Annotated in this window: 24 protein-coding genes; 15 read left to right on the forward strand and 9 right to left on the reverse strand. The window is 69.2% G+C overall.

The window, feature by feature from the left end:
• Window position 1: 1 nt before the first annotated feature.
• Window positions 2–739 carry a zinc ABC transporter ATP-binding protein AztA gene (gene aztA / locus NQK81_RS00650; RefSeq protein WP_257486536.1) on the reverse strand — a complete coding sequence of 246 codons (738 nt, stop codon included), beginning with the start codon at window positions 737–739 and terminating at the stop codon, window positions 2–4.
• A 48-nt stretch (window positions 740–787) separates the two neighbouring features.
• Here aztA and aztB point away from each other — a divergent pair, with 48 nt between their 5' ends.
• Genes aztB through aztD form a run of 4 tightly spaced genes read left to right on the forward strand, consistent with a single transcriptional unit; the run spans window position 788 to window position 4,927 of the window.
• Entirely contained in the window at window positions 788–1,639 is an 852-nt protein-coding gene (gene aztB, locus NQK81_RS00655) for a zinc ABC transporter permease AztB (protein WP_257486537.1), read from the forward strand.
• Window positions 1,636–2,832: a hypothetical protein gene (locus tag NQK81_RS00660; RefSeq protein WP_257486538.1), complete on the forward strand. Its 1,197-nt coding sequence runs from the start codon at window positions 1,636–1,638 to the stop codon at window positions 2,830–2,832. Before aztB ends, NQK81_RS00660 begins: the two co-directional genes overlap by 4 nt.
• A complete protein-coding gene (gene aztC / locus NQK81_RS00665) occupies window positions 2,829–3,728 on the forward strand; it encodes a zinc ABC transporter substrate-binding protein AztC (RefSeq protein WP_257486539.1) in 900 nt (299 codons plus the stop codon). The genes NQK81_RS00660 and aztC overlap by 4 nt, the downstream gene beginning before the upstream one ends.
• A gap of 26 nt (window positions 3,729–3,754) precedes the next feature.
• On the forward strand, window positions 3,755–4,927 hold the full coding sequence (gene aztD / locus NQK81_RS00670) for a zinc metallochaperone AztD (protein WP_257486540.1): 1,173 nt from the start codon (window positions 3,755–3,757) through the stop codon (window positions 4,925–4,927).
• 321 nt (window positions 4,928–5,248) lie between these two features.
• Here the strand turns inward: aztD and NQK81_RS00675 are convergent, their stop codons facing one another.
• Together NQK81_RS00675 and NQK81_RS00680 are read right to left on the reverse strand one after the other, a co-directional pair.
• On the reverse strand, window positions 5,249–5,884 hold the full coding sequence (locus tag NQK81_RS00675) for a response regulator (RefSeq protein ID WP_126733059.1): 636 nt from the start codon (window positions 5,882–5,884) through the stop codon (window positions 5,249–5,251).
• Entirely contained in the window at window positions 5,881–7,047 is a 1,167-nt protein-coding gene (locus tag NQK81_RS00680; protein ID WP_257486541.1) for a sensor histidine kinase, read from the reverse strand. The genes NQK81_RS00675 and NQK81_RS00680 overlap by 4 nt, the downstream gene beginning before the upstream one ends.
• A gap of 172 nt (window positions 7,048–7,219) precedes the next feature.
• Here NQK81_RS00680 and NQK81_RS00685 point away from each other — a divergent pair, with 172 nt between their 5' ends.
• The 4 genes from NQK81_RS00685 (at window position 7,220) to NQK81_RS00700 (ending at window position 10,156) form a co-directional block, all read left to right on the forward strand.
• Window positions 7,220–8,302, forward strand: coding sequence for an ABC transporter permease (locus NQK81_RS00685; RefSeq protein ID WP_257486542.1), 1,083 nt, complete (start codon window positions 7,220–7,222; stop codon window positions 8,300–8,302).
• Window positions 8,299–8,982 (forward strand): ABC transporter ATP-binding protein, encoded by a 684-nt coding sequence (locus tag NQK81_RS00690; protein ID WP_257486543.1) that lies wholly within the window; start codon window positions 8,299–8,301, stop codon window positions 8,980–8,982. Before NQK81_RS00685 ends, NQK81_RS00690 begins: the two co-directional genes overlap by 4 nt.
• Before the next feature lie 79 nt (window positions 8,983–9,061).
• Window positions 9,062–9,868, forward strand: a complete 807-nt coding sequence (gene map, locus NQK81_RS00695; protein WP_126733055.1) for a type I methionyl aminopeptidase — start codon at window positions 9,062–9,064, stop codon at window positions 9,866–9,868.
• Window positions 9,869–10,006: 138 nt separating this feature from the next.
• Window positions 10,007–10,156: a hypothetical protein gene (locus NQK81_RS00700; RefSeq protein ID WP_185927105.1), complete on the forward strand. Its 150-nt coding sequence runs from the start codon at window positions 10,007–10,009 to the stop codon at window positions 10,154–10,156.
• Between the two features lie 14 nt (window positions 10,157–10,170).
• Here NQK81_RS00700 and NQK81_RS00705 read toward each other — a convergent pair whose 3' ends face one another.
• The gene (locus NQK81_RS00705; protein ID WP_257486544.1) at window positions 10,171–10,848 is read right to left on the reverse strand and encodes a hypothetical protein; all 678 of its coding nucleotides are present in this window, start codon (window positions 10,846–10,848) and stop codon (window positions 10,171–10,173) included.
• A 243-nt stretch (window positions 10,849–11,091) separates the two neighbouring features.
• On the opposite strand from NQK81_RS00705, the gene NQK81_RS00710 reads away from it, so the two are divergent.
• Window positions 11,092–11,457 carry an ArsR/SmtB family transcription factor gene (locus NQK81_RS00710; RefSeq protein WP_192744209.1) on the forward strand — a complete coding sequence of 122 codons (366 nt, stop codon included), beginning with the start codon at window positions 11,092–11,094 and terminating at the stop codon, window positions 11,455–11,457.
• Between the two features lie 422 nt (window positions 11,458–11,879).
• On the opposite strand, the gene NQK81_RS00715 is transcribed toward NQK81_RS00710, so the two are convergent.
• Window positions 11,880–12,854: a GlxA family transcriptional regulator gene (locus NQK81_RS00715; RefSeq protein WP_257486545.1), complete on the reverse strand. Its 975-nt coding sequence runs from the start codon at window positions 12,852–12,854 to the stop codon at window positions 11,880–11,882.
• Window positions 12,855–12,974: 120 nt separating this feature from the next.
• On the opposite strand from NQK81_RS00715, the gene NQK81_RS00720 reads away from it, so the two are divergent.
• Window positions 12,975–13,565, forward strand: a complete 591-nt coding sequence (locus NQK81_RS00720) for an isochorismatase family protein (protein WP_257486546.1) — start codon at window positions 12,975–12,977, stop codon at window positions 13,563–13,565.
• A 272-nt stretch (window positions 13,566–13,837) separates the two neighbouring features.
• Window positions 13,838–15,577, forward strand: a complete 1,740-nt coding sequence (locus NQK81_RS00725) for a pyruvate dehydrogenase (protein ID WP_257486547.1) — start codon at window positions 13,838–13,840, stop codon at window positions 15,575–15,577.
• Between the two features lie 8 nt (window positions 15,578–15,585).
• On the opposite strand, the gene NQK81_RS00730 is transcribed toward NQK81_RS00725, so the two are convergent.
• On the reverse strand, window positions 15,586–16,161 hold the full coding sequence (locus NQK81_RS00730; RefSeq protein WP_257486548.1) for a TetR/AcrR family transcriptional regulator: 576 nt from the start codon (window positions 16,159–16,161) through the stop codon (window positions 15,586–15,588).
• A 223-nt stretch (window positions 16,162–16,384) separates the two neighbouring features.
• On the opposite strand from NQK81_RS00730, the gene NQK81_RS00735 reads away from it, so the two are divergent.
• The 4 genes from NQK81_RS00735 (at window position 16,385) to NQK81_RS00750 (ending at window position 20,262) form a co-directional block, all read left to right on the forward strand.
• A complete protein-coding gene (locus NQK81_RS00735) occupies window positions 16,385–16,837 on the forward strand; it encodes a (2Fe-2S)-binding protein (protein WP_192744218.1) in 453 nt (150 codons plus the stop codon).
• A complete protein-coding gene (locus tag NQK81_RS00740; protein ID WP_257486549.1) occupies window positions 16,824–17,786 on the forward strand; it encodes an FAD binding domain-containing protein in 963 nt (320 codons plus the stop codon). The genes NQK81_RS00735 and NQK81_RS00740 overlap by 14 nt, the downstream gene beginning before the upstream one ends.
• Entirely contained in the window at window positions 17,783–19,957 is a 2,175-nt protein-coding gene (locus NQK81_RS00745) for a xanthine dehydrogenase family protein molybdopterin-binding subunit (protein WP_257486550.1), read from the forward strand. The genes NQK81_RS00740 and NQK81_RS00745 overlap by 4 nt, the downstream gene beginning before the upstream one ends.
• A 74-nt stretch (window positions 19,958–20,031) precedes the next feature.
• Entirely contained in the window at window positions 20,032–20,262 is a 231-nt protein-coding gene (locus NQK81_RS00750; RefSeq protein ID WP_192744221.1) for a hypothetical protein, read from the forward strand.
• A 7-nt stretch (window positions 20,263–20,269) separates the two neighbouring features.
• On the opposite strand, the gene NQK81_RS00755 is transcribed toward NQK81_RS00750, so the two are convergent.
• The 3 genes from NQK81_RS00755 to NQK81_RS00765 are packed head-to-tail and all read right to left on the reverse strand — an operon-like array spanning window position 20,270 to window position 22,158.
• Window positions 20,270–21,202 (reverse strand): ornithine cyclodeaminase family protein, encoded by a 933-nt coding sequence (locus NQK81_RS00755; protein ID WP_257486551.1) that lies wholly within the window; start codon window positions 21,200–21,202, stop codon window positions 20,270–20,272.
• A 19-nt stretch (window positions 21,203–21,221) separates the two neighbouring features.
• A complete protein-coding gene (locus NQK81_RS00760) occupies window positions 21,222–21,680 on the reverse strand; it encodes a DUF6389 family protein (RefSeq protein WP_257486552.1) in 459 nt (152 codons plus the stop codon).
• A 31-nt stretch (window positions 21,681–21,711) separates the two neighbouring features.
• A complete protein-coding gene (locus tag NQK81_RS00765) occupies window positions 21,712–22,158 on the reverse strand; it encodes a GreA/GreB family elongation factor (protein WP_257486553.1) in 447 nt (148 codons plus the stop codon).
• Window positions 22,159–22,229 lie beyond the last annotated feature (71 nt).

Genomic DNA, 22,229 nt, shown 5'->3' on the forward strand with positions numbered 1-22,229 from the left:
CCTAGCGAGAATCGGCGCGATCAGATGACTGGAGGCGGGTCGGCAGGCCCCAGGCCTCCGCTACGCGTTCCGGGGTCAGCACCGACGCCGGTTCGCCTTCGCCGACGAGTCGGCCGTCCTGGAGCAGCAGGCAGTGATCCGCCCGGCCCGCCACCTCCAGATCGTGCGTGACGCGCAGGACGGTCGTGCCACCGGCGAGGGTGGCGCGCAGGGCTTCTTCGATCAGGCCGCGGGCGTGCAGGTCGAGCCCGGCCGATGGCTCGTCGAGCAGCAGTAGCCCGGCTTGCTGGGCTAACCCTTGAGCGACCAGTGCACGCTGGCGTTGCCCGCCGGACAACGTGCCGATCAACCGGTCCGCGATCGACGTGATCTCCAGTAGCTCCAAGCATTCCGCGACGATCTTCCGGTCCGTCTTGGACAGTCGCCGCCAGTGGCCGCGGTGCGCCCACCGCCCCATCGTGACGGTGGCGCGGACGGTGATCGGCAGCGACCGCGACACCTCGCTCTGCTGGGTCACGTAGGCGACCCGCCCCGGGTCTCGCCGGGTCACCGAGCCGGTGGTCGGCGGGAGCACGCCCGCGACGAGGTTCAGCAGCGACGACTTCCCCGCTCCGTTCGCGCCGGCGATGGCGGTGAGCCGCGCCGACGGGACCCGGGCGGTGATCCCGCGCAGCACCTCGCGAGAGCCGTAATGGGCGTGCGCGCGGTCGATCGTGAGCGCCGCTGTGTCCGGGGTCATCGACACCTCTTTCAGATAATGACAATCATTACCACTATAGTGTGACGCGTGGAGTGGTTGCTGATCCCCTTCGAGGTGTCGTTCGTGCAGCGTGCGCTGGTGGCGGGAGTGCTCGTTTCGGCGGTGTGCGCCGTCGTGGGCACCTGGGTGGTGTTGCGCGGGATGGCCTTCATCGGCGACGCGATGTCGCACGGCATGTTGCCGGGCGTGGCCATCGCCTCGCTGACCGGCGTGAACCTGCTGATCGGCGCGGCGATCAGCGCCGGGGTGATGGCGCTCGGCGTGACCGCGCTCGGCCGTTCGCGGCGGTTGTCCGAGGACACCACCATCGGGTTGCTCTTCGTCGGCATGCTCGCGAGCGGCGTGATCATCGTGTCCCACTCGCGGTCGTTCGCGGTCGATCTCACCGGCTTCCTGTTCGGCGACGTGCTCGCCGTCGGATCGGGTGACCTGGTGGGCCTCGCGATCACCCTTCTGGTCGTGGGGGCGGTGGCGCTGGTGGGACATCGTTCGTTCACCGCGCTCACCTTCGACGTCCGCAAAGCGCACACACTGGGGCTTCGGCCACGCCTGGCCAACGCGGTGCTGCTCGGGCTGGTCACGTTGACGATCGTCGCGTCGTTCCGCGTCGTGGGGACGCTGCTGGTGTTCGGGCTGCTCATCGCCCCCGCCGCGGCGGCGCTCTTCTGGTCGCGGCGGATCACCACGATCATGCTCATCGCGGCGCTGCTCGGCATCGCCGCCACGGCCGGTGGCCTGCTCGTGTCCTGGCATTGGGGCACCGCGGCGGGCGCGACCATCGCCGCCGGCGCGGTCCTCCTGTTCTTCCTTTCCGCGTTCCTGTCCTTCGTACGACAGCGATTCCGTTCCCTGACACCGGAGATCGAGAGCTCACGATGAAACTGAAAGCAGTGACGGTCGTCGTCGCGGCGCTGACCCTGGCGGCGTGCGGCTCGGAGCAGCCGAAGGAGGTGACCGCGGAAGTCCCGCACGGCTACGTCGAAGGCGCCGAGGAGGCGGCCGAGGCGCAGTCGCGGCTGATCGTCGCCGACACGGACACCGGCGCCGTACGCGTCGTCGACCTGATCACCGAAGAGGTGCACGAGGTCGGGCGAGTCGACGGAGTGCGAGCCGTGACCGGTGACGGCCGCTTCGGCTACCTGACCGCCCGCGACGGCACGACCCGGGTGATCGACAGCGGCTCGTGGATGGTCGACCACGGTGACCACGTCCACTACTACCGGGCGAAGGTCCGGGATGTCGGCGTCGCGCCCGGGAAGGAACCCCTGGCGGCCTACAGCGATCCCGCCGTCACCGCACTGTCCTATTCGGACGGTTCGGCGACGTTGCTGGACCGGGCCGCGCTGGACAAGGGTTCCGTGACCGAGTTGGGAAAGATCACGCGTGAGCCCCACGCGGGTGTGGCGATCCCGTACGGCGGGCACATCATCGCCACGGTGGCCGACGCCGGAAAGCCGCTCGCCCGCGGTGTGCGCGTCCACGATCGCCAGGGCAAAGCAGTGGCGGACATCGACCAGCCGTGCCCTGACTTGCAGGGGCAGGCCGTGACCCGGCGCGGAGTCGTCTTCGGCTGCGCGGACGGCGCCTTGCTGGTGACCGAAAAGGACGGCACGTTCGCCGGGGCGAAGATCCCATACCCACGCGCTGTCAACGCGCAGGAACGCGCCACGGCCTTCTTCCACCGGCCCGGAAGCTCCACGCTCGCGGCGCGGGCGGGGGAGACCGCGGTGTGGTCACTGGACGTCGGACGCCGTAGCTGGCAGCACGTCGAGACCGGCCCGGTCGCCGCGGTGAACACAGTCGGGGAGGGCGGACCGCTGCTGGTCCTCGCCCGGGACGGAAAGCTGCGCTCCTTCGACGGCGCCGGCAAGGAACAGACGGCCATCCCGCTCCTGACCCCGGAGGCGACCGCCGCCGATGTTCCGTCGATCCAGGTCGACTCCACCCGCGCCTACATCAACAATCCGCTCTCGGCCGAGGTGTACGAAATCGACTACAACGACAACCTCCGGCGCGCCAGGACCCTGAAGGTCGGCGGCAAGGCGGGCCAAATCGTGGAGACCGGCCGATGAGGCGCCGCGTACTCGCCCTCTTCGTGGTGGCGCTGCTGGCGGCGGCCGGCTGCTCCGGGACCGGCGGGGGCGGCAAGTCGGTCGTCGTCACGACGAACATCCTCGGCGATATCACTCGTGCCGTGGTCGGTGATCAGGCAGACGTGACGGTGTTGATGAAGCCGAACGCGGACCCGCATTCCTTCGGTATCTCCGCACAGCAGGCGGCCCAGGTCGAACGTGCCGGCCTGATCGTCTACAACGGACTCGGGCTCGAAGAGGGAATCCTGCGCACCGTCCGCACGGCCGAGGAAAGCGGCGTACCGGCGTTACCCGCCGGGGAGCGGGCGAATCCGATCAGTTATGCCGACAACAAGCCCGATCCCCATTTCTGGACGGATCCGGCACGGGTGCGCGACGCGGTGAAGGCGATCGCGGACGAGGTCGTCGCCCATGTCGACGGGGTCGACGAAGCGGTGATCCGCGCCAACGCCGAACGCTATCGCGGGGAGATCGAGGCACTCGACAAGATGATGGCCGAGAAGTTCGGCGGGATTCCGCCGGAACGCCGGAAACTGGTCACGAATCACCACGTGTTCGGGTACCTGGCCCAGCGGTTCGGGTTCCAGGTCGTCGGCGCGGTGATCCCCGGCGGAACAACGCTCGCGTCACCGAGCTCCTCGGATCTGAAGGCCCTCGCCGACACCGTCCGTGCGGCGGGAGTGCCGGTGATCTTCGCCGATTCCTCGCAACCGGACCGGCTCGCCCGGGTCTTGGCCGAACAGGCCGGGCTGCACGTCCAGGTGGCCCCGCTGTTCTCGGAATCCCTCAGTGAACCAGGCCAGGGCGCGGCCACCTATCTGGAAATGATGCGCGCCAACACCGAATCGATCACCACCGGTTTGACCCGTTCCTGACCGGAACAGACGAAAGGCACAGGAAAATGGCACGGAAGACCCGATATCTCGCGCTGATGGCGACGACGGCGAGCACGCTCGCGCTGGCCGCCTGCGGGACCGAACAGCCGGCGGCGGAACCCGCGAAGGACGCGGCTCCGGCACCGGTCGTCGCCGATCCGGTGGCCGTCACCTACGACGGCGGGATCGTGCTGCTCGATGGGAAGACCTTGAAGGTGGCCAAGAATCTTCCGCTGGAAGGCTTCAACCGCCTCAACCCCGCCGGGAACGACCGGCACCTCCTGGTCTCGACCTCCACCGGATTCCGGGTCCTCGACGCCGTCGGCGCCGTGCTCACGGACAACGAGGTGAAGGCGGCCAAGCCGGGACATGTCGTCCGGCACGCCGGCAAGACGGTGCTGTTCGCCGACGGGACCGGTGAAGTGACAGTCTTCGACCCGAAGACGATCGGCACCGCGGCGCTCCCCGCGCCGAAGTACAAGACGCCCGAGGCGCATCACGGCGTGGCCGTCGAACTCGCGAACGGCGAACTGCTCACCACCGTCGGCGACAAGGACAAGCGGTCCGGGATCGTGGTGCTGGACAAGGACAAGAAGGAGATCGCGCGTAACGAGCAGTGCCCCGGCGTGCACGGCGAGGCCGCCGCGCGCGGTGAAGCGGTCGTGGTCGGCTGTCAGACCGGTGCGCTGATCTACCGCAACGGCGTGATCACCAAGGTGACGAGCCCGGATCCCTACGGTCGTATCGGCAACCAGGCGGGCTCGGACGTCTCGCCGATCACCTTGGGCGACTACAAGGTCGACGAAGCGGCCGAGCTCGAACGCCCGAGCCGCATCTCGTTGATCGACACCGAGAAGGCCACGCTCAAGCACGTCGACATCGGGACCAGCTACACCTTCCGATCGTTGGCCCGCGGGCCTCAGGGGGAGGCCCTGGTGCTGGGCACCGACGGCCAGATCCATGTGATCGACCCGGTGAGCGGTGCGGTGCAGCGGAAGATCGCCGTCATCGGCACCTGGCAGGAGCCGATCGAGTGGCAGCAGCCGCGCCCGGCGATCTTCGTCCGGGGCGGAACCGCCTACGTCACCGATCCCGGCAAGAAGGAGATCCACTCGGTGGACCTCGCGTCCGGGACCAAGACCGCGACCGGGACGATCCCGGGAACGCCGAACGAGGTCAGCGGAGTCCTCGGGCACTGATCCACTCGGCGCGTGACATCGGGCCTCGGTAACGATGCCGCGAAAGCCACTTTCGCAACCTTCAAGGTTGCGAAAGTGGCTTTCGCAACACACTCACCTGACCACTCACGACCACCCGCACCGACCACCTCGCCGCCGCCCACGTCGCGAAAGCCACTTTCGCGACGCCTGAGGTCCCGAAAGTGGCTTTCGCGACACGCTCGACTGGCGGAAGCCCGTGAAGTGCGCGGTAGCCTCCTACGCCTCTGAAGTCCCTTGTGGACAGTCGTGGTCGCGTCGGATCTTCCACCACTCACGAGGCCCTCGCGGAGTCCAGGCCGGTCAGCGCCGGATCAGGCCGAGATCCGTCGCGGTGGCGACGGCGGCGGTGCGCGAATCGACGCCGAGTTTGGTGTAGCTGCGGGCCAGATGGGACTTCACCGTGCCCTCGGTCAGGTGCAGCCGGTCCGCGATGGCCCGGTTGGACAGGCCGTCCGCGACCAGGACCAGGACTTCGATCTCGCGCAGCGTCAGTGCGGTGGCGGGCATCCGCATCCGGTTCATGAGCCGGTCGGCGACGGTCGGGGCGAGCGTGGTGCGCCCGGCGGCGGCGGTCCGCACGGCGGCGGCCAGATCCTCGGGAGGCGCGTCCTTGAGGAGATAGCCGGTGGCCCCCGCTTCGATGGCGGGCAACGTGTCCGCGTCGGTGTCGTAGGTGGTGACGATGAGGACGCGGGGAGCGTCCGGCCGCGCGGTGATCGCCGCGGTGGCCTCGGCTCCGGTCATCCCGGAGCCGAAACGCAGATCCATCAGCACGACGTCGATGTCGCCTTCGGCGGCTCGGGCCACCGCTTCCTCGGCGGTCGAGGCTTCGGCCGAGACCACCAGTCCTGGTTCGGTTTCCAGTACGGCACGTAGACCGGCCCGGACGATGGGGTGGTCATCGGCGAGCAGAAGCCGGATCGGGGGTTCGGTCACGGGCTTTCCTTGGGCAGTCGCGCGGACACGGTGGCGCCGTGGCCGGGGGAGGACTCGACGGTGAGGCTTCCGTTCAGCGCTTCGATCCGGGTACGCATCGCGGTGAGCCCGAAGGCGCTGTGTTCCGGATCGAAGCCGACACCGTCGTCGACGACGGCGAGGGTGACGTGCTCGCCGCCGTAGCACAAGGTGACGTCGGCGGTGGACGCGTCGGCGTGCCGGACGGTGTTCGCCAGGGCCGCTTGGCCGATGCGCAGCAACGCGACCTCGTACGCGGTCGGCAGCGGAACGACGTCGCCTGAGAGACGGAAGCGTGCGGCGATCCGGTGCCGGGCGCTGGTGGTGGCGCACAGCCGGTCCAGTGCGTCGGCCAGCGTGGTGTCGTCGAGTGCGGGAGGAGACAGGGCGACGACGAACCGGCGGGCTTCGGCGAGGTTGTCCGCGGCGGCCTGACGAGCCTGTTCGACGTAGCGGGCGGCGTTCCCCGCGGTATCGGGCAGCGTCCTTTCCGCGGCACGCAACAGAAGTTGGATGCTCGACAGTCCCTGGGCGAGGGTGTCGTGGATTTCGTGGGCCAGCCGCTCCCGCTCGGCGAGCACTCCCGCCTCGTGCTGGGCTTCGGCTAGGTCGGCACGGGTGGCGGTGAGCTCCTCGATCAGGTCCCGGCGTCGTTCGCTTTCGCGGTACAGCGCCTGATAACCCCAGACGACGGCGACCGCGACAGCTGCGCCGAGCGCCGGTCCGATCGCCGCCGCCGGAACGAAGGCACCCTGGTGGGCGGTGAACGCGGTGATCGCCGCCAGCGCGGTCACGATCACCGCGACCAGCCCCTGACGGCGCGGCAGCAGATGCAACTGCAGGAAGTACAGCGGGAAGGCGACCCAGACGCCGTCGGCGGTCAGCACCAACAGCACCAGCCAGACGAGGCCCACCGCGACCAGCCACCACAGGGCGGCCCGCCGGGACGTCCGGACGCGAGGCAGCAGTGGGCCGGCCGCGTACACCACGGCACACGTCACCGCCGCCGCGACGATCGCTCCCGCTTCGGGTGAGCCGTCCGCCACCGCCCGCACGGCGGCGAGTGCGAGCAGGGCGACGAGCAGCAGGTGCAGACACCAGGTCAGCACCCGGCTGGTCGGGGTCAAAGCGGGCGCGGCGGTCACAGTGCGTCCAGATTACGGAGCGGGATCGGCGCGCGCCTCTATCCAAAGGTAGAGGCGGCGTGCCGTCTTACGGCGGGCGAAGTGCCATCTCCGGCCGGATGCCGGCGCGGTCACCGGCGGCGATCGTGGAGAGGTAGCCAGCCCACCCGCCCCGAGAGGACAGACCCGAGCCGTGTTCGTCGCCTGGAGAGATCTGAGATTCGCCAAAGGACGGTTCGCCCTGATGGGTGCCGTCGTCGTGCTGATCACCCTGCTGGTCGGGCTGTTGTCCGGGCTCACCGCGGGGCTGGGCGAGCAGAACATCTCCGCGATCACCGGCCTGCCTGCGGACAAGATCGTCTTCGCCGCCCCCGGCGCCGGGCAAAGCCTCTCCTACGCCAATTCCGCCGTCACCGAAACACAGCGACGGCAGTGGGCCGAGACGCCGGGCGTCACCGCCGCCGAACCGCTGGGCATAGCCACCACCAAGGCCACCGCGGGCGGCCGCAGCGCCGGGATCTCCGTTTTCGGGGTCCGGCCCGGTTCGGCGCTCGCCCCGGACGGCGGAAGGATCACCGGCGACTCGGTGGTGCTGTCGACGTCCGCCGCCGACGACCTGGGCGTCCGGAGCGGAGACACCATCGCCGTGACCGGGCGCCCGCTGACGGTCGCCGCCGTGACGGGGGACGCCTGGTTCAGCCACACACCGGTGATCTGGGCGGACCTCGCCGTCTGGGCGAAGACGGCGCCACCCACCGGCGGCGAGCCGAGCGCGACGGTGCTCGCGCTGACCACCGCGGCCGACGCCGATCTCGCGGCCACCGACCTCGCCGCCGGTACAACGACGGTCTCGAAGAGCGACTCGCTGTCCGCGATCGGCTCCTACACGTCCGAAAACGGTTCGCTGCAACTGATGCGCGGCTTCCTGTTCGCCATCTCCGCCCTCGTGATCGGCGCCTTCTTCACCGTGTGGACCATCCAGCGCAGCGGTGACATCGCCGTCCTCAAGGCGCTGGGGGCGAGCACCGCCTTCCTGTTGAAGGACGCGCTCGGCCAGGCCGTCGTCCTTCTCGTCGGCGGCACCGCCATCGGAACCGGCCTGGCCGTCGGGCTCGGCACGGCGGTCGCCGGCTCCGCCGTGCCCTTCCTGCTGACTCCGGCCACCGTACTCGTGCCGTCCGCCGTGATGATCCTGCTCGGCGCGCTGGGTGCGGCGCTTTCCGTCCGCCGCATCACTTCCGTCGACCCGCTGACCGCACTGGGGAGTGCCCGATGAGCCTGAACCTGACCGGCGTCACCCTCACCTATCCCGACGGCGACGCCCGCCTCACCGCACTCGACGACGTCACGCTGGACGTCCCGCCGGGCACGATCACCGCCGTCGCCGGGCCCTCCGGCTCCGGGAAGTCCAGCCTGCTCGCCGTCGCGGCGACCCTCATCACCCCGGACCAGGGGACCGTCACCATCGACGGCGCCACGACCACCGGTCTGACCCGCGGCGAACTCACCGAACTCCGCCGCCGCAAGATCGGGATCGTCTTCCAGCAGCCGAATCTGCTGCCCGCCCTCACGGCCGCCGAACAGCTTCAGGTCATGGCCCGGATCGACGGCCGCTCCGCGGGCGGGGCACGCGGTGTGGCCATGGACCTGCTGGCTGCCGTCGGGCTCGCGGCGCAGGCGGGACGTCGCCCACATCAGCTTTCCGGTGGTCAACGACAGCGGGTGAACATCGCGCGCGCGTTGATGAACGAACCGACCGTGCTGCTGATCGACGAACCGACGAGCGCCCTCGATCACGACCGCGGCGCCGCGGTCATCGAGCTGATCGCCTGCCTGACGCGCGAGCGGTCCACCGCCACCGTCCTGGTCACGCACGATCGGGTGCATCTCGCCGCGGTGGACCGGATCGTCGAAGTGCACGACGGACGGCTGGGCAGCCCTTCTCCAGTCGCCTGACGGGAGGGAGTTGGTATTATTATACCGCCACCTGCTAGGGTTCCGGTATAATAATACCAACCTGTGACGCGAGGATCCGATGATCGAACTGAAGACGCCCGCCGAGATCGAGCGTATGCACGTGACCGGGCGTTTCGTCGCCGAAGTGCTCACCGAGGTCGGCGACCTCGCGGACGTGGGCGTCAACCTGATGGACCTGGAACACCACGTACGCGGCATGATCCAGCGACGCGGCGCGGAGTCCTGCTACTGGGACTACGCGCCGTCCTTCGGCAAAGGCCCGTTCCGCAACGTCATCTGCCTGGCGGTCAACGACGCCGTCCTGCACGGCCTGCCCCACGACTACACGCTGCGCGACGGTGACGTGCTCACCGCGGATCTCGCGGTGAAGATCGACGGCTGGGCGGCCGACTCGGCGCGCACGGTCATCGTCGGAACGCCCGCGGAAGAGGACCTGCGGATCGTCCGTGCCACCGAGGAAGCACTGGAGGCGGCGATCGAGGCCGCACGTCCCGGCAACCGTCTCGGCGACATCTCCGCGGCCATCTGGGCGGTCGCCCGCGCCTACGGCTATCCGGTGAACACCGAGTTCGGCGGCCACGGCATCGGCCGCACCATGCACGAGGAACTCCACATTCCCAACAAGGGCAAGGCAGGCCGTGGTCTGAAGCTCCAGCCGGGACTCACCGTCGCGCTCGAACCCTGGTTCGCCCGCACGACCGACCGGATCGTCTTCGACGACGACGGCTGGACCATCCGCTCGGCCGACGGTTCACGCACGGCTCATTCCGAGCACACGGTGGCCATCACCGAAGGTGCTCCACTGGTGCTCACCAGGCGTGAGCACGAGATATCCGGCGATCGTGTGTCCGCGAAGGACTCCTAAGTCCGTCCGGCACCACGACGTCCGCATCCGGTGACTTCAGTGACGTTCGACCGAAAACCCCGAATACGGCCCGTCATCACGGCGCGGCCGTTAGTGTGAACGGTCGCTGTAGTCATCACCCTTGAGGAGTAGCGGTTCATGATCGCCGAGAGCGCGAACCAGCAGAGCGTGACCTTCCCGCAGGAAGCCACGCCGATCTTCGACCTGGTCGCGAAGATGGTGGCGCGGACGCAGACCGAGGACGAGCACGACTTCGACCGCGAAGCCGGTCTCGCGACCTCGGTGTAGCTTCCCGCCGAGAGTCATTCAGGCGGCGCGCCCGTGTGAGCACGGAGTTCCGCGGCCGTGCGGCGGGCGTGGGCCAGCCCGTCGAGGATCCATTGCGGTGGCTGCCGGTCGTTGGTCGCGATCCGCTCGTAGGCGGCGACCAGCCTTTCCGCGATCTTCAGCCGCGCGTCCGCGGCCGTCGGCTCCCGTGCGGCTTGGTCGTCGCCCTGTTCGGCCGGGATCGTGACCAGGGCGAGGTGCCCGGCCGGCGAGCGGGCCGGTTCCGGCGCGGACTCGCCGGCGTCTGGTCGCTGTTCCGGCGTCGGCAGCCTGCGAAGGCGGAATGCGGTCTGCTCAGTGTGCTCGGGCACGCCGTCGCGGCGCGAGTGCTGTGACGGAAAGGGATCCGCACGGAACCGCGCGACCGAAGGCCAGTATCGGGTCCGCACGGACCGCGGTGTAGCTCCGTCGAGCCTGTACGCGATCTCCTGCCAGGTCTTCCCGTCGAGCCGTGCGGCGACCACCGCCGCTTCGAGGATCTGCTGCGCCATCCCGATCAGCCCGGAATGATCCCGCGTCGAGCACGCGTCCTGCTCCGCGTCGGCGTCGACCCGGGCGGCGTTCGCGGCGAGATCGGCCAGTTCCGCCGCGTGCGCGGCGAGGGCGAGGTGGGCCCGGGTGGCCGCGGTGGGGATGGAGTGGCGGGTGGTCACCGTCCGCACCTCGTGGCGGGCCGGGGGAACGACAAGAGGCTCGCGGAATCCCGCATGCCGTGACTCACAGGTGTTCTCACCTTCTCTGATATGCAGACTTGCATAAATATGCAATTTATGGACGTTTTTATGCCCTGATCGGGTGTGGTCCTGCTCGAACGGTGCGGGCCGAGGTTCGGCGGCTCCGGAAATCGGGCACGATCAGGTTGTGCGGACGGCGGGACCCGCGGGGAAGGGATGCCGATGAACAGTCCCCTGTATCAGGCGACGGCGGAGCTCTTCAAGACGCTGGGGCACCCCGTCCGGATCCGCGTGCTCGAACTTCTCAGCGAGCGGGAGCACCACGTCTCGGAGCTGCTCGCCGACCTCGGTATCGAGCCCGCCAACCTGTCTCAGCAGCTCGCCGTCCTGCGGCGCGCCAACCTGGTGGTGCCGCGCAAGGAAGGTACGACCGTCTCCTACTCCTTGACCAGTCCGTCGGTCGCCGAACTGCTCGCCGTCGCTCGCGGGATCCTGACCGGGGTCATCACCGGCCAGCTGGGATTGCTCGACGATCTGCAGAATTCCGCCGGTGTTCCCGGCGACGCGCATTCATCTGAAACAGGCTGATAATCGGCGACGGCTATTCGGAACGTTCACAGTGTCGGATGATCGTCATTTGTTTTCCTCGCCGGCATCCACGCGCGGTTCGCTCGATTCGGAATTGTCCTCGCGGGGGAGCGTGCCATTTCCGGCGGCCGCCCTTCTCGTCTCCTCGACCAGAGAGTCGAAGATGGGGGTTCCGCACAGCTCCACATGGTCCTCCGTCGTCCCGGTCTTCGTGCCCGGTCATCTTGCCCCGGAGCGGCTTCTTCGATCCAGTTCCGCCGGACAATGCACTCGATTGAGCTCACCCTCGGGGGTGAGCTATTCACCGGCGCGAAATGGCAGTGCGGGGACACGGCTCTTTCCGGACGCGCACGCAGTCCCGCCGGTTCGCGGAATTGATGATTCCACTTTCCGGTGAGCGGCGGGAAAAGGATTTCTCCCGGCTACCGCGGTCCGGGTGCCGGACCCGGGGCGGAGAACTCGACCCGGTAGCGCGTCGGTGTCGTGCCCAGCGCGGAGGCGAAGTGCTCGCGAAGACGGGCAGGCGTGCCGAACCCGGACTGCGCGGCGACCGCGTCGATGCCGAGCCCTGTCGTCTCGAGAAGTTGGCGTGCCCGTGCGAGGCGTTGCGCGACAAGCCAGCTGTGGACGGTGGTCCCCGTGCGGGCGCGGAACGAGCGGGTGAAGGTACTTCGGCTCATATGCGCCCTGGTGGCGAGGTCGTCGATGCTGTGCCGCGCGTCCAGGCGGGACTGTGCCCAGTTCATCACGGTGGTGAGCGGATCCTCGTCGGCGGCGGGTACGGGAAGCTCGATGAACTGGGCCTGGCCGCCGGGACGGTGCGGCGCGGCGACGATCCGGCGGGCGACGCCGTTGGCGACGACCTGCCCGGCCGTGCGGGCGAGGAGGTGAAGGCAGGTGTCGATCCCGGCGGTCGCGCCCGCGCCGGTCACGATGTCGCCTTCGTCGACGTACAGCTCTTCGGGGCGCAGCTCCACCGAAGGGAAGCGCCTCCGGAAGGTTTCGACCCATTTCCAGTGGGTGGTCGCGGCGCGCCCGTCGAGGATGCCGGCGTCCGCGAGGGCGAAAACCCCCAGGCAGAGCCCGACGACGAGGGCTCCGCGTTCGTGTGCGGCTCGCAACGCGGCGGCCACGGGTGAAGGCGTCGAGGTTTCCGGGTCGGACCACCACGGCACGACGACGATGTCGGCCTCCGCGAGCGCGCCGAGGCCGGCGGGCACGTCGATCGAATAGCCGGCGCTCGTGGCGAGCCTGCCCGCTTCGACGGCGGCGACCGTGATCGGCCACGGTTCCATGTCGCCCGCCGGGGATTCGGCTCCCCACACCAAGGACGGCACGGCGAGATGGAACGGGCTGATCCCGTGGAACGCCAGGACGGCCACACTCGGAGCGTTCATCGATCCCTTCCCGCGAATATCGGCCGATCCCGGCCACGGCTGACCCGAATCCGTATCTCACCATCGAATCGGGTCAGCGATCATGGTAACCGTACCGACCGGAAAGCGAAGGAACACACGATGACCAGCACCACGCTCCGCGAAATCAGCACCTTGCCGACGACTCCCGCGACGCTCTCGGACGCGACCGTGATCCTCGTCGACTACCAGAACACCTACACCCGCGGCGTGATGGAACTCGACGGCTGGGAGGCGGCGCTCGACGAAGCGGCCACCTTGCTGGCGCGCGCTCGCGCCGAGGGTGCGACGGTCATCCACGTCATGCACGACGGCGGCGAGGGCAGCCCGTACGACCTCCGGCAGGACCTGGGCCGGATCCACGAGCGCGTCGCCCCCGGCCCAGGGGAGGAGGTCGTGGTGAAGACCGCGCCGAACTCCTTCGTCGGGACCCGCCTGGGGGAGCTGGTGGACGCCGCCGGGCACAAAGACGTCGTGGTGGCCGGGTTCATGACCCATATGTGCGTCACGTTCACCGCGGAAGGCGCGTTCCTGCGCGGGAACAACCCGACCGTGGTGGCCGCGGCCTGCGCCACACGCGCGCTCCCTTCCGTCGCCGGTCCGGTGACCGCCGCGGACCAGCACCGCGCGGCGCTCGCCACGATCGGTGATCTCTACGCGGTCGTCGTCGGTTCCTCGGCCGAGCTCGGCTAGAACGGGCGGTCCTTGATCGCCCCGCAGCCCGAATCCACGTAGATACCTAAGGCGCCCTGGTTATTCGAGGGGTAGGGCAAAGGTGGCGTGGGTCGGTACAGGTGGTCGTGAGTGGCGTTTCGGGTTCTAACCCGAAACGCCACTCACGACCAGTGCCTTCAGCCTCGCCCACGAGCACGACACGTTTGACTTACCTCTCAATAGAACCTGCGAGGCGGGGGCCGGACGTGGATCATGAGGGTGTCCGCCGCCGAAGCATCGAAGGGGTCCCGATGGCCAAGCCCAACGTCGCCGAGCAGTTCGTCCAAGTCCTGGTGCAGGCCGGGGTGGAACGGATCTACGGCGTGGTCGGGGACAGCCTCAACCCCGTCGTCGACGCCATCCGCCGCACCCCGGGCATCGAGTGGGTCCATGTCCGCAACGAGGAGGCCGGTGCCTTCGCCGCGGCCGCCGAGGCCCAGCTGACCGGACGGCTCGCGGTGTGCGCGGGCAGCTGCGGCCCCGGCAACACCCATCTGGTGCAAGGGCTTTACGACGCGCACCGCACCGGCGCCCCGGTGCTCGCGCTCGCCTCGCACATCCCGTCCGGCCAGATCGGGACCGGGTTCTTCCAGGAGACCCATCCCGAGCGGCTGTTCGTCGACTGCAGCGGCTACTGCGAACAGATCAGCGGGCCCGCACAGATGCCGAGGGTGCTGCGGATCGCCATGCAGCACGCGGTGTCCCGCGGCGAGGTTTCGGTACTGGTGCTGCCCGGCGACGTCGCGCACCTCGACGCCGTCGCGCCCACCGGCACCGGGGCGCCGGTCACCGAGCACGGGACGATCGTGCCACCGGAACCTCAGGTGGCACGGCTCGCCGAGCTGATCAACGACGCCGAGACCGTCACCTTGTTCGCCGGCGCCGGGGTGCGCGGGGCGCACGCGGAGGTGATGGAGCTGGCCGGGACCGTGCAGGCACCGGTCGGGCACAGCCTGCGGGGCAAGGAATGGATCCAGTACGACAATCCCTACGACGTCGGGATGAGCGGGTTGCTCGGCTACGGCGCCTGCTACCGGGCCATGCACGACGCGGATCTACTGGTCCTGCTCGGCACCGATTTCCCTTACGACTCTTTCCTTCCCCAGGCGAGGACCGTGCAGATCGACCACGACGCGACCCGCCTCGGCAGGCGCACACCGCTGGAACTGGCGGTACACGGCGACGTGCGGGAGACCCTGCGGGCCGTGCAGCCGCTCCTGCGGCGCAAGACCGACCGGACTTTCCTGGACCGCATGCTGCGTGATCACTGCAAAACACTGGAACAGGTCGTCGACGCCTACACCCGCAACGTCGAACGGCATGTGCCCATCCACCCGGAGTTCGCCGCGGATCTGCTCGACGAGCTCGCCGCGGACGACGCGATCTTCACCGTGGACACCGGCATGTGCAATGTCTGGGCGGCCAGGTATCTCACCCCCAACGGTCGGCGCCGGGTGATCGGGTCGTTCCTGCACGGCACGATGGCCAACGCGCTGCCGCACGCCATCGGCGCGCAGTTCGCCTATCCGGGTCGTCAGGTCGTGTCGATGTCCGGCGACGGAGGGCTGGGCATGCTGCTCGGCGAACTGCTCACCGTTGCCCTGCACGACCTTCCGGTCAAGATCGTGACGTTCAACAACTCCTCGCTGGGCATGGTGAAGCTGGAGATGCTGGTGGACGGCCTGCCCGACTACCAGACCGACCACCGTCCGGTCGACTTCGCCGCCATCGCCAGTGGCGCGGGCCTGCGCGCCGAGCGGGTCACAGATCCGACCCGGCTGCGCGCGGCCCTCAAGGAAGCGCTGAGCCACGACGGGCCCGCACTGGTCGACGTCGTGACGGACCCGAACGCGCTGTCGGTCCCGCCGCATATCACCGCCGGTCAGCTCGGCGGGTTCGCCTTGGCCGCGAGCAAGGTCGTCCTCGAAGGCGGGGTCGGCCGGATGATCGACCTGGCCAGGGCCAACCTCCGGAACATCCCCCGGCCGTGACGCACGCGTCAGACCCGGCCGGTGCCCATTCCGTGCCACAGCAGGTCGAGCAGGTTCGCCACGTCGCGCCGCCATTCGCCTTTCGGGTCCAGGTACAGCAGTCCGCCCAGTCCACGTAGGACGGTCTCGGGCTCCAGGTCCGCCCGGACGGTGCCGGCGTCGACGTTGGCCCGCAGCAAGGTGGAAACCGCGCCGACCATGTCCTGATAGGCCCCGGCGGGCAGTTCGCCTCGTGAGGCGGTCGCGACGCGCAGTGCGTCGGCCAGGCCGCGTTTGGTCATCATGTAGTGCGCCAGGTGGTCGGTCGTCCAGACCCGGAACGCCTGCTCCGGCGGGTGCTTCTGGAGAAGGCTCGGCACGATCTCGACGAGCTGGCGCACCTCGCGCCGGTACACCGCCAGGATGAGGGCCTCCGGCGTGGGGAAGTGCCGGTAGACCGTGCCGACGCCGACCTCGGCCTGTTTCGCTATGGCGTTGAACGAAACCTCACCGGAACAGGCCAGCGACTTCGCCGCGGTGGCGAGGATGCGCTCGTGGTTGCGCCGGGTGTCCGCACGCCGGGGATTGACCGATCCCGTCGTCATCGTCCCTCCTGTCCACCGATCTGGTTCTCCGGTGAATGTAGCCGAGGAACCCGTCGCACCTGGAGCGACTCCAGCGCGGGTATCGACCTTGCCGAGCCGATGGTGTTCCGCTAACTTGAAATTCGAAGCGGATGAATATCCGTTTCAGCTATCGCGAACGGACTCCCACCACCTCAACCTACGCCGTCCGGGCCCGCCCGGACGATCTGCGGAAAGAGATCCAGTGGACATCTCACTCGAAGTCAACGGCAGGACGGAACATCTCGGTGTCGATCCCGGGGTGACCCTGCTGGACGCCCTGCGGGAGCGGCTCGCCGTCACAGGCCCGAAGAAGGGCTGCGACAGAGGGCAGTGCGGCGCCTGCACGGTGCACGTCGGCGGGCGGCCGGTGCTCTCCTGCCTGACCTTGGCCGCCACCGTGAAGCAGCCGGTGACCACGGTCGAAGCACTGTCCACAGAGGACGGACTGCACCCGGTTCAGCAGGCGTTCGTCGATCAGGACGCCCTGCAGTGCGGATTCTGCACGTCCGGGCAGATCATGTCGGCCGTCGCCGCCGTCGAGCAAGGCGTCGAGGACGTCCGGGAGTTCATGTCCGGCAACCTCTGCCGCTGCGCGGCGTACCCGAACATCGTGGCCGCGGTCGAGCAGGCGAGGAGGGCCGATGCGTCCCTTTGAGCTGCTCGCCCCCGAGACCGTCGAAGACGCGGTCGGCTCGCCGGGCACATTCCTGGCGGGCGGGACCACCCTCGTCGACCTGATGAAACTCGAAGTCCTGACACCGCGGCAGGTGCTGGACATCAACGCGGTACCGCTGCGCGGCATCGACACCACCGACGGGCTCCGCTTCGGCGCGCTGGAGCGGATGGCCGACATCGCCGGACATCCCGGGGTGTACCCGGCGATCTCCCGTGCGCTGCTGCTCAGCGCCTCCCAGCAGATCCGGAACATGGCCAGCATCGGCGGAAACCTCATGCAGCGCACGCGCTGCTCGTACTTCCGCGACGTCGCCACGCCGTGCAACCGGCGAGTACCCGGCAGCGGCTGCCCGGCGATCTCCGGCGCCAACCGGATGCACGCCGTGCTGGGCACGAGTGATTCGTGCGTGGCGACCCACGCCAGCGACGTCGCCGTCGCACTGGTCGCCCTCGACGCGCGACTCCGCCTGGTCAGCGAGACCGGGAGCCGCACCGTCGAGCTGGGCTCCTTCTACCGCACGCCCGGCGACACCCCCGAGGTCGAGAACGACCTGCGGCCCGGCGAACTGATCGCCGAGGTCGAGGTACCGCGGCTGGACTGGGCGTCGAACTCCACCTACGTCAAGGTGCGGGACAGGCAGTCCTACGAGTTCGCGCTGTGCTCCGCGGCGGTCGCGCTGCGGGTGGAGGACACCCGCGTCGTCGACGCCCGGGTCGCGGCCGGTGGAGTGGCCACGGTGCCGTGGCGGCTGCCGGCGGTCGAGGAGGCCTTGCGGGGCGCGCCCGCGACGGTCGCGTCCTTCGAAGACGCCGCGGCACTCGCCGCCGAGGGCGCGCGGCCGCTGTCCGGGAACGGCTTCAAGCCGTCGTTGCTGCGGCGGACCATCGTCCGCGCGCTACTCGAACTGACCGAGGGGAGCCACTCATGACCAGCCGGGTGGACGGGCCGCTGAAGGTCACCGGCAGGGCCGATTACGGGGCGGACCACACCTTCCCCGGACTGGTCCACGGCTACGTCGTGCTCAGCACGATCGCCCATGGCGAGATCGACACGATGGACGTCACGGCGGCGAAGGGCGCACCCGGTGTGATCGGCGTGTACACGCCCTTCGATCCGCTGGAGCTGCGCACGCCGGCCACGCCGTTCCTGGGTGAGACCTGGGTTCCCTTGCAGGACAAGGAAGTCACCTACTACGGCCAGCCGATCGGCTTCGTGGTCGCCGAGACCTACGAGCAGGCGCGCGACGCGGCGATGCTGGTCGAGGTCTCCTATCTGACCAGGCCGGCCCTGACCTCCTTGGAGGACGGCCTCGCCTCGGCCGAAGAAGCCCCTGACGGGAGGGGCGGCCCGTCGTCACTCGCGATCCTCGCCGAGGGCGTCGAGTCCATCGAGGACGCGCTCGCCGAGAGCCCGGTGGTCGTCGAAGCCACGTACACCACCGCGCCTCAGCACCACGCCGCGATGGAACCGCATTCCGCGGTCGCGGTGTGGGGGCCCGGCGGCCTGACGGTCTACAGCGGAAACCAGGGTTCCGATATCCAGGCGGCGGAGCTGGCGATGGCGCTGGGCACGGAGCCGTCGGAGGTGCACGCGGTGAATCCCTTCGTCGGCGGTGCGTTCGGGGGCAAAGGCCGGACCGCCACCCCGGCGTTCCTCGCCGCGGCGGCCGCCAAGGTGCTGGGCAAACCGGTGAAGGCCGTGCTCAGCCGGGAGCAGGTCTTCACCGCGACCGCCGGCCGCGCCGGGACGGTGCAGAAGATCGCCCTCGGCGCGGAACACGATGGCACGCTGAACGCGCTGCGGCACGACTCGTGGTGCGGCACGGACTTGGACCGGTCGTTCGTCGAGCCGACGTCACACGGCACCTCGCGTGAGTGGTACGCCACCCGGAACCTGGCCATCAGCCAGAAGATGGTGCCGCTCAACCTCCCACCGACCACCTTCATGCGGGCGCCAGGCGAGGCACCGGGGTCTTTCGCGCTGGAGAGCGCGATCGACGAACTCGCGGTCGCGCTGGGCATGGACCCGATCGAGTTGCGGCAGCGGAACAATTCGACCGCTCCGCCCGGCAAGGATCTGCAGTGGTCGAGCAAGCACCTCGACGAGTGTTTCCGCGTCGGCGCGGCCAGGTTCGGCTGGGCGGATCGCGCACCCCAGGGGCGTACGGACGGCGACTGGCTCGTCGGCATGGGCACGGCCACCGCCATGTTCCCCGCCCTGCGGTTCCCGGCCACGGTCGGGATCACCCTGCTGCCCGACGACACCGCCGTCGTCGCGACCAGCGGGGCGGACCCCGGGACGGGCCTGCTGACCGTGCTTTCCCTGGTGGGCGGGGAGTCTCTGGACATTCCGCCGGATCGGGTGGTGCCGCGGCTGGGCGACTCGATCCTCCCGCCCGGAGGCATGTCCGGTGGTTCCACGGCGACCGCGAGCGTGGGCACGGCCATCATGATCGCCGCGGCCAAGGCGATCGACGAGCTGCTCGCACTGGCGTCCGCTCCCGGCGCGCCGTTCGAAGGTATGGAGGTCGCCTACGCGGACGGTCGCGTGCAGGCCGGGGAGCGGACGATGACCTTCGGTGAGCTGCTTCGGACACTCGATCGTTCGTCGTTGTCCGTGACCGGTTCGTCGGCGCCCGGCGAGGAGCTGACGAAACATTCGTTCAGCTCGTTCGGTGCGCAGTTCTGCGAAGTCCGCGTGCACAAGTGGACGCGTGAGATCCGGGTGTCCCGCATGCTCGGGGTGTTCGACGCCGGCCGGATCATCAACCCGGCGGCGGCTCGGAGCCAGATCCTCGGCGGGATGATCTGGGGTGTTTCGGCCGCGCTGCACGAGGGGCTGGAGGTCGAGGAGAACGGGCGGTTCGCCAACGGTGACTTCGCGAGCTACCTGATCCCGGTGAACGCGGACATCCCCGAGGTCGACGTCCACTTCGTCGAGTACCCGGACACGCTGCACAACTCGGTGGGCGCGAAGGGGCTCGGCGAGATCGGCATCGTCGGGATGGCGGCGGCGGTCGCGAACGCCGTCCACAACGCCACCGGCATCCGGGTCCGGCACATCCCCATCCTGATCGAGGATCTCCTCGACGAGGCCTAGGAGGTCGTGGAGATTCGGGACACATGCCGTCCCGAATCTCCACGATCGAGCCTGCCGTACGGCATCATGCCGGCATGAGCGGCTTCGGCAAATGGAATCTCGGCATCGGCGCGGTACTGATGGGTGCGGCCGTGCTGTGCTCCGTGCTGGACCTGATCTCCGCCGCGGTGATCACCGGGATCCTCGGCCTGCTCGGTCTGTGCGTCGCGGGGTACGACCTGATCGACGGCTGGTCGGAACGCGCCGACCTGCGCCGCCGGGAGGCTCGCGTCCTCCGCGAACGTGAAGGTCGCCAAGACCGCTAAGGTGCCGCTACCGGGGCCCGCCCAGGCACGTTCGAGCGAGCACACTGGCGATCGCCCAGTCCTGCATGGCCACTCCGACGGTCTTGAAGACCGTGCGGCCGTCCCGCTCTCCGGCTCCCTCGGTCAGCGCCGTGCCGAGCTCGATCAGGTCGTCCTCGTCGATGGCACCCGCCTCGATGGCGTGGATGATCTCTCCGGACTCTTCCAGGACCGCCTCGCGCTGGTCGACGACGACGGTCGCGTCGGCGAGCAGGTCGTCCGGAAGTTCCCGCATGGTGGGGCGGAAGGCGCCGATGGCGTTGACGTGCGCGTGCCCGGCCAGGGAGGCGAGTGAGAACAGCGGGGTGGTGGCCGTCGTGGCACAGCAGACGATGTCCGCGTCCCGGACGGCTTGATCGGCGTCGGCGACAGTGACGACGGTGCCGAGGTCCAACTCCGTGCCGAGGGCCTCGCCGAGCGCTTCGGCGCGTTCGAGTCCGCGGCTGACGATCCTGAGTTCGGTCAACGGCCGGACGGAGTGCACGGCGCGGATCTGATCGGCGGCCTGTCCGCCGGCACCGATGAGGGTGCAGGTCTTCGCGTCCGCCGGGGCCAGTAGGTCGGTCGCGACGCCGACGACGGCCCCCGTGCGGATGCGGGTCACCTCGGCGGCGTCGGCGACGAGATGCCGGCCGTGGCCGAGTTCGCTCCAGACGACGGTCCCGACGATGGCAGGCACCCGGTCGTCGAAATTGAGGCTCAGGGTTTTGATGGCCGCCGACGCCGTCGGGCGGTGATGCGTCGACATCACCAGGAATCCGCCATCGCGCAACGCGGTCCGGGTCGGCATTTCGAACTCGCCACGGTGTAGTGCGAGAAAACCGTTCCGTACCGCGTCGATCGCGTCGGGCATGGACACGGCGGCACGGATCTCCTCCGGGCCAAGGGTGACGACGTCCATGAGACCTCCGGGTTTCTCGTCAGCTCAGTTCGAAGCCGGGCTCCACGACGAACGGTATCCGGGAGGCCTCGCCGTAGCCGTCCGGGGACGACACCGCCACCGGAATCGCCGGCGGCCGGTCGAACGTCCGGGTCCAGACCGAGTCGACCCATTCGGCGACCGTGTCCACGATGACGTCCGCCGAGCTCCCGCGCGGGAGCGGCGGCACGTCGGGCTCCCAGCCGGTTTCGTGATGGACGACGCCGAACAAGTGGCGGTGATCGTCGATCGGCTTGTTGAGGACGTAGGAATCCGGGCCGTCGAACCGGGCCCAGACGTCGAAGGTGCCCTCGCCGTCCTGGTCGGGGAAGACCTCGATCTCCAAGCTCTCGACACTGTCACCGATCGCCTCGACGATCGTCCTCAGCCGCGTGGCGACGTCCTCGGTACGCGTGTCGAGGACGTCGCGAAGCCGGCGGCGGTACTCATCTTGGTCCACACAGGACAATCTACGGAAGCGAGGGCGAGCGTCAGTGCGCGGTTTCCCGATGGCGCCCGTAAGGCTTGGCGTCGAGAAGCGTGACGCGCACGGCCCCGCCGCTGGGTACGCGGTACTCCCGCCTCTCGCCGGGTTGCGCGCCGTGTAGCGCGCGGCCGAGCGGCGAATCGGGGGAGTAGACCTCGAGTTCGCCGTGGCCTGCCTCGTCCCGCGTGCCGAGAAGGAAGGTCTCGGTGTCGCCGTCGTCGTACCGGATGGTGAGCACCATGCCGGGCTCGGCGATCCCGTCGTCGGGAGGATCCTGTCCGACGACGGCGCCGCGCAGCATGTCCTCGATCTGCCGGATCCGTGCCTGCCGGTGGGTCTTGTGCGCGAATTCGTCGTCGCCGTACCGGTCGTCGGTGCCGGGGCGTCGCAACGTCGCGAGCTCGCGCACCAGCCGCTCGTGCGCTTCCTTGGTCAGCCAAGGGCCTGACATGGTGATGATCGCCTTTCGGTGGGTACGTCTGTGGGGGCCGGGCGCGGAAAGGACCCAGCCCCCACAGACCT

The organism is Amycolatopsis roodepoortensis (genome assembly GCF_024628825.1).
GTDB classification, from domain to species: Bacteria; Actinomycetota; Actinomycetes; order Mycobacteriales; family Pseudonocardiaceae; genus Amycolatopsis; species Amycolatopsis roodepoortensis.

Excerpts from the sequence above, each read along its gene's own strand:
- NQK81_RS00690 (WP_257486543.1), top strand. The coding sequence starts at position 8,299 with ATGAGCCTGAACCTGACCGGCGTCACCCTCACCTATCCCGACGGCGAC.
- aztC (WP_257486539.1), top strand. The coding sequence starts at position 2,829 with ATGAGGCGCCGCGTACTCGCCCTCTTCGTGGTGGCGCTGCTGGCGGCG.
- aztA (WP_257486536.1), bottom strand. The coding sequence starts at position 739 with ATGACCCCGGACACAGCGGCGCTCACGATCGACCGCGCGCACGCCCAT.
- aztD (WP_257486540.1), top strand. The coding sequence starts at position 3,755 with ATGGCACGGAAGACCCGATATCTCGCGCTGATGGCGACGACGGCGAGC.
- NQK81_RS00725 (WP_257486547.1), top strand. The coding sequence starts at position 13,838 with ATGGCCAAGCCCAACGTCGCCGAGCAGTTCGTCCAAGTCCTGGTGCAG.
- NQK81_RS00765 (WP_257486553.1), bottom strand. The coding sequence starts at position 22,158 with ATGTCAGGCCCTTGGCTGACCAAGGAAGCGCACGAGCGGCTGGTGCGC.
- map (WP_126733055.1), top strand. The coding sequence starts at position 9,062 with ATGATCGAACTGAAGACGCCCGCCGAGATCGAGCGTATGCACGTGACC.
- NQK81_RS00745 (WP_257486550.1), top strand. The coding sequence starts at position 17,783 with ATGACCAGCCGGGTGGACGGGCCGCTGAAGGTCACCGGCAGGGCCGAT.
- NQK81_RS00660 (WP_257486538.1), top strand. The coding sequence starts at position 1,636 with ATGAAACTGAAAGCAGTGACGGTCGTCGTCGCGGCGCTGACCCTGGCG.
- NQK81_RS00755 (WP_257486551.1), bottom strand. The coding sequence starts at position 21,202 with ATGGACGTCGTCACCCTTGGCCCGGAGGAGATCCGTGCCGCCGTGTCC.
- NQK81_RS00715 (WP_257486545.1), bottom strand. The coding sequence starts at position 12,854 with ATGAACGCTCCGAGTGTGGCCGTCCTGGCGTTCCACGGGATCAGCCCG.
- NQK81_RS00730 (WP_257486548.1), bottom strand. The coding sequence starts at position 16,161 with ATGACGACGGGATCGGTCAATCCCCGGCGTGCGGACACCCGGCGCAAC.
- NQK81_RS00740 (WP_257486549.1), top strand. The coding sequence starts at position 16,824 with ATGCGTCCCTTTGAGCTGCTCGCCCCCGAGACCGTCGAAGACGCGGTC.
- NQK81_RS00720 (WP_257486546.1), top strand. The coding sequence starts at position 12,975 with ATGACCAGCACCACGCTCCGCGAAATCAGCACCTTGCCGACGACTCCC.
- NQK81_RS00710 (WP_192744209.1), top strand. The coding sequence starts at position 11,092 with ATGAACAGTCCCCTGTATCAGGCGACGGCGGAGCTCTTCAAGACGCTG.
- NQK81_RS00750 (WP_192744221.1), top strand. The coding sequence starts at position 20,032 with ATGAGCGGCTTCGGCAAATGGAATCTCGGCATCGGCGCGGTACTGATG.
- NQK81_RS00700 (WP_185927105.1), top strand. The coding sequence starts at position 10,007 with ATGATCGCCGAGAGCGCGAACCAGCAGAGCGTGACCTTCCCGCAGGAA.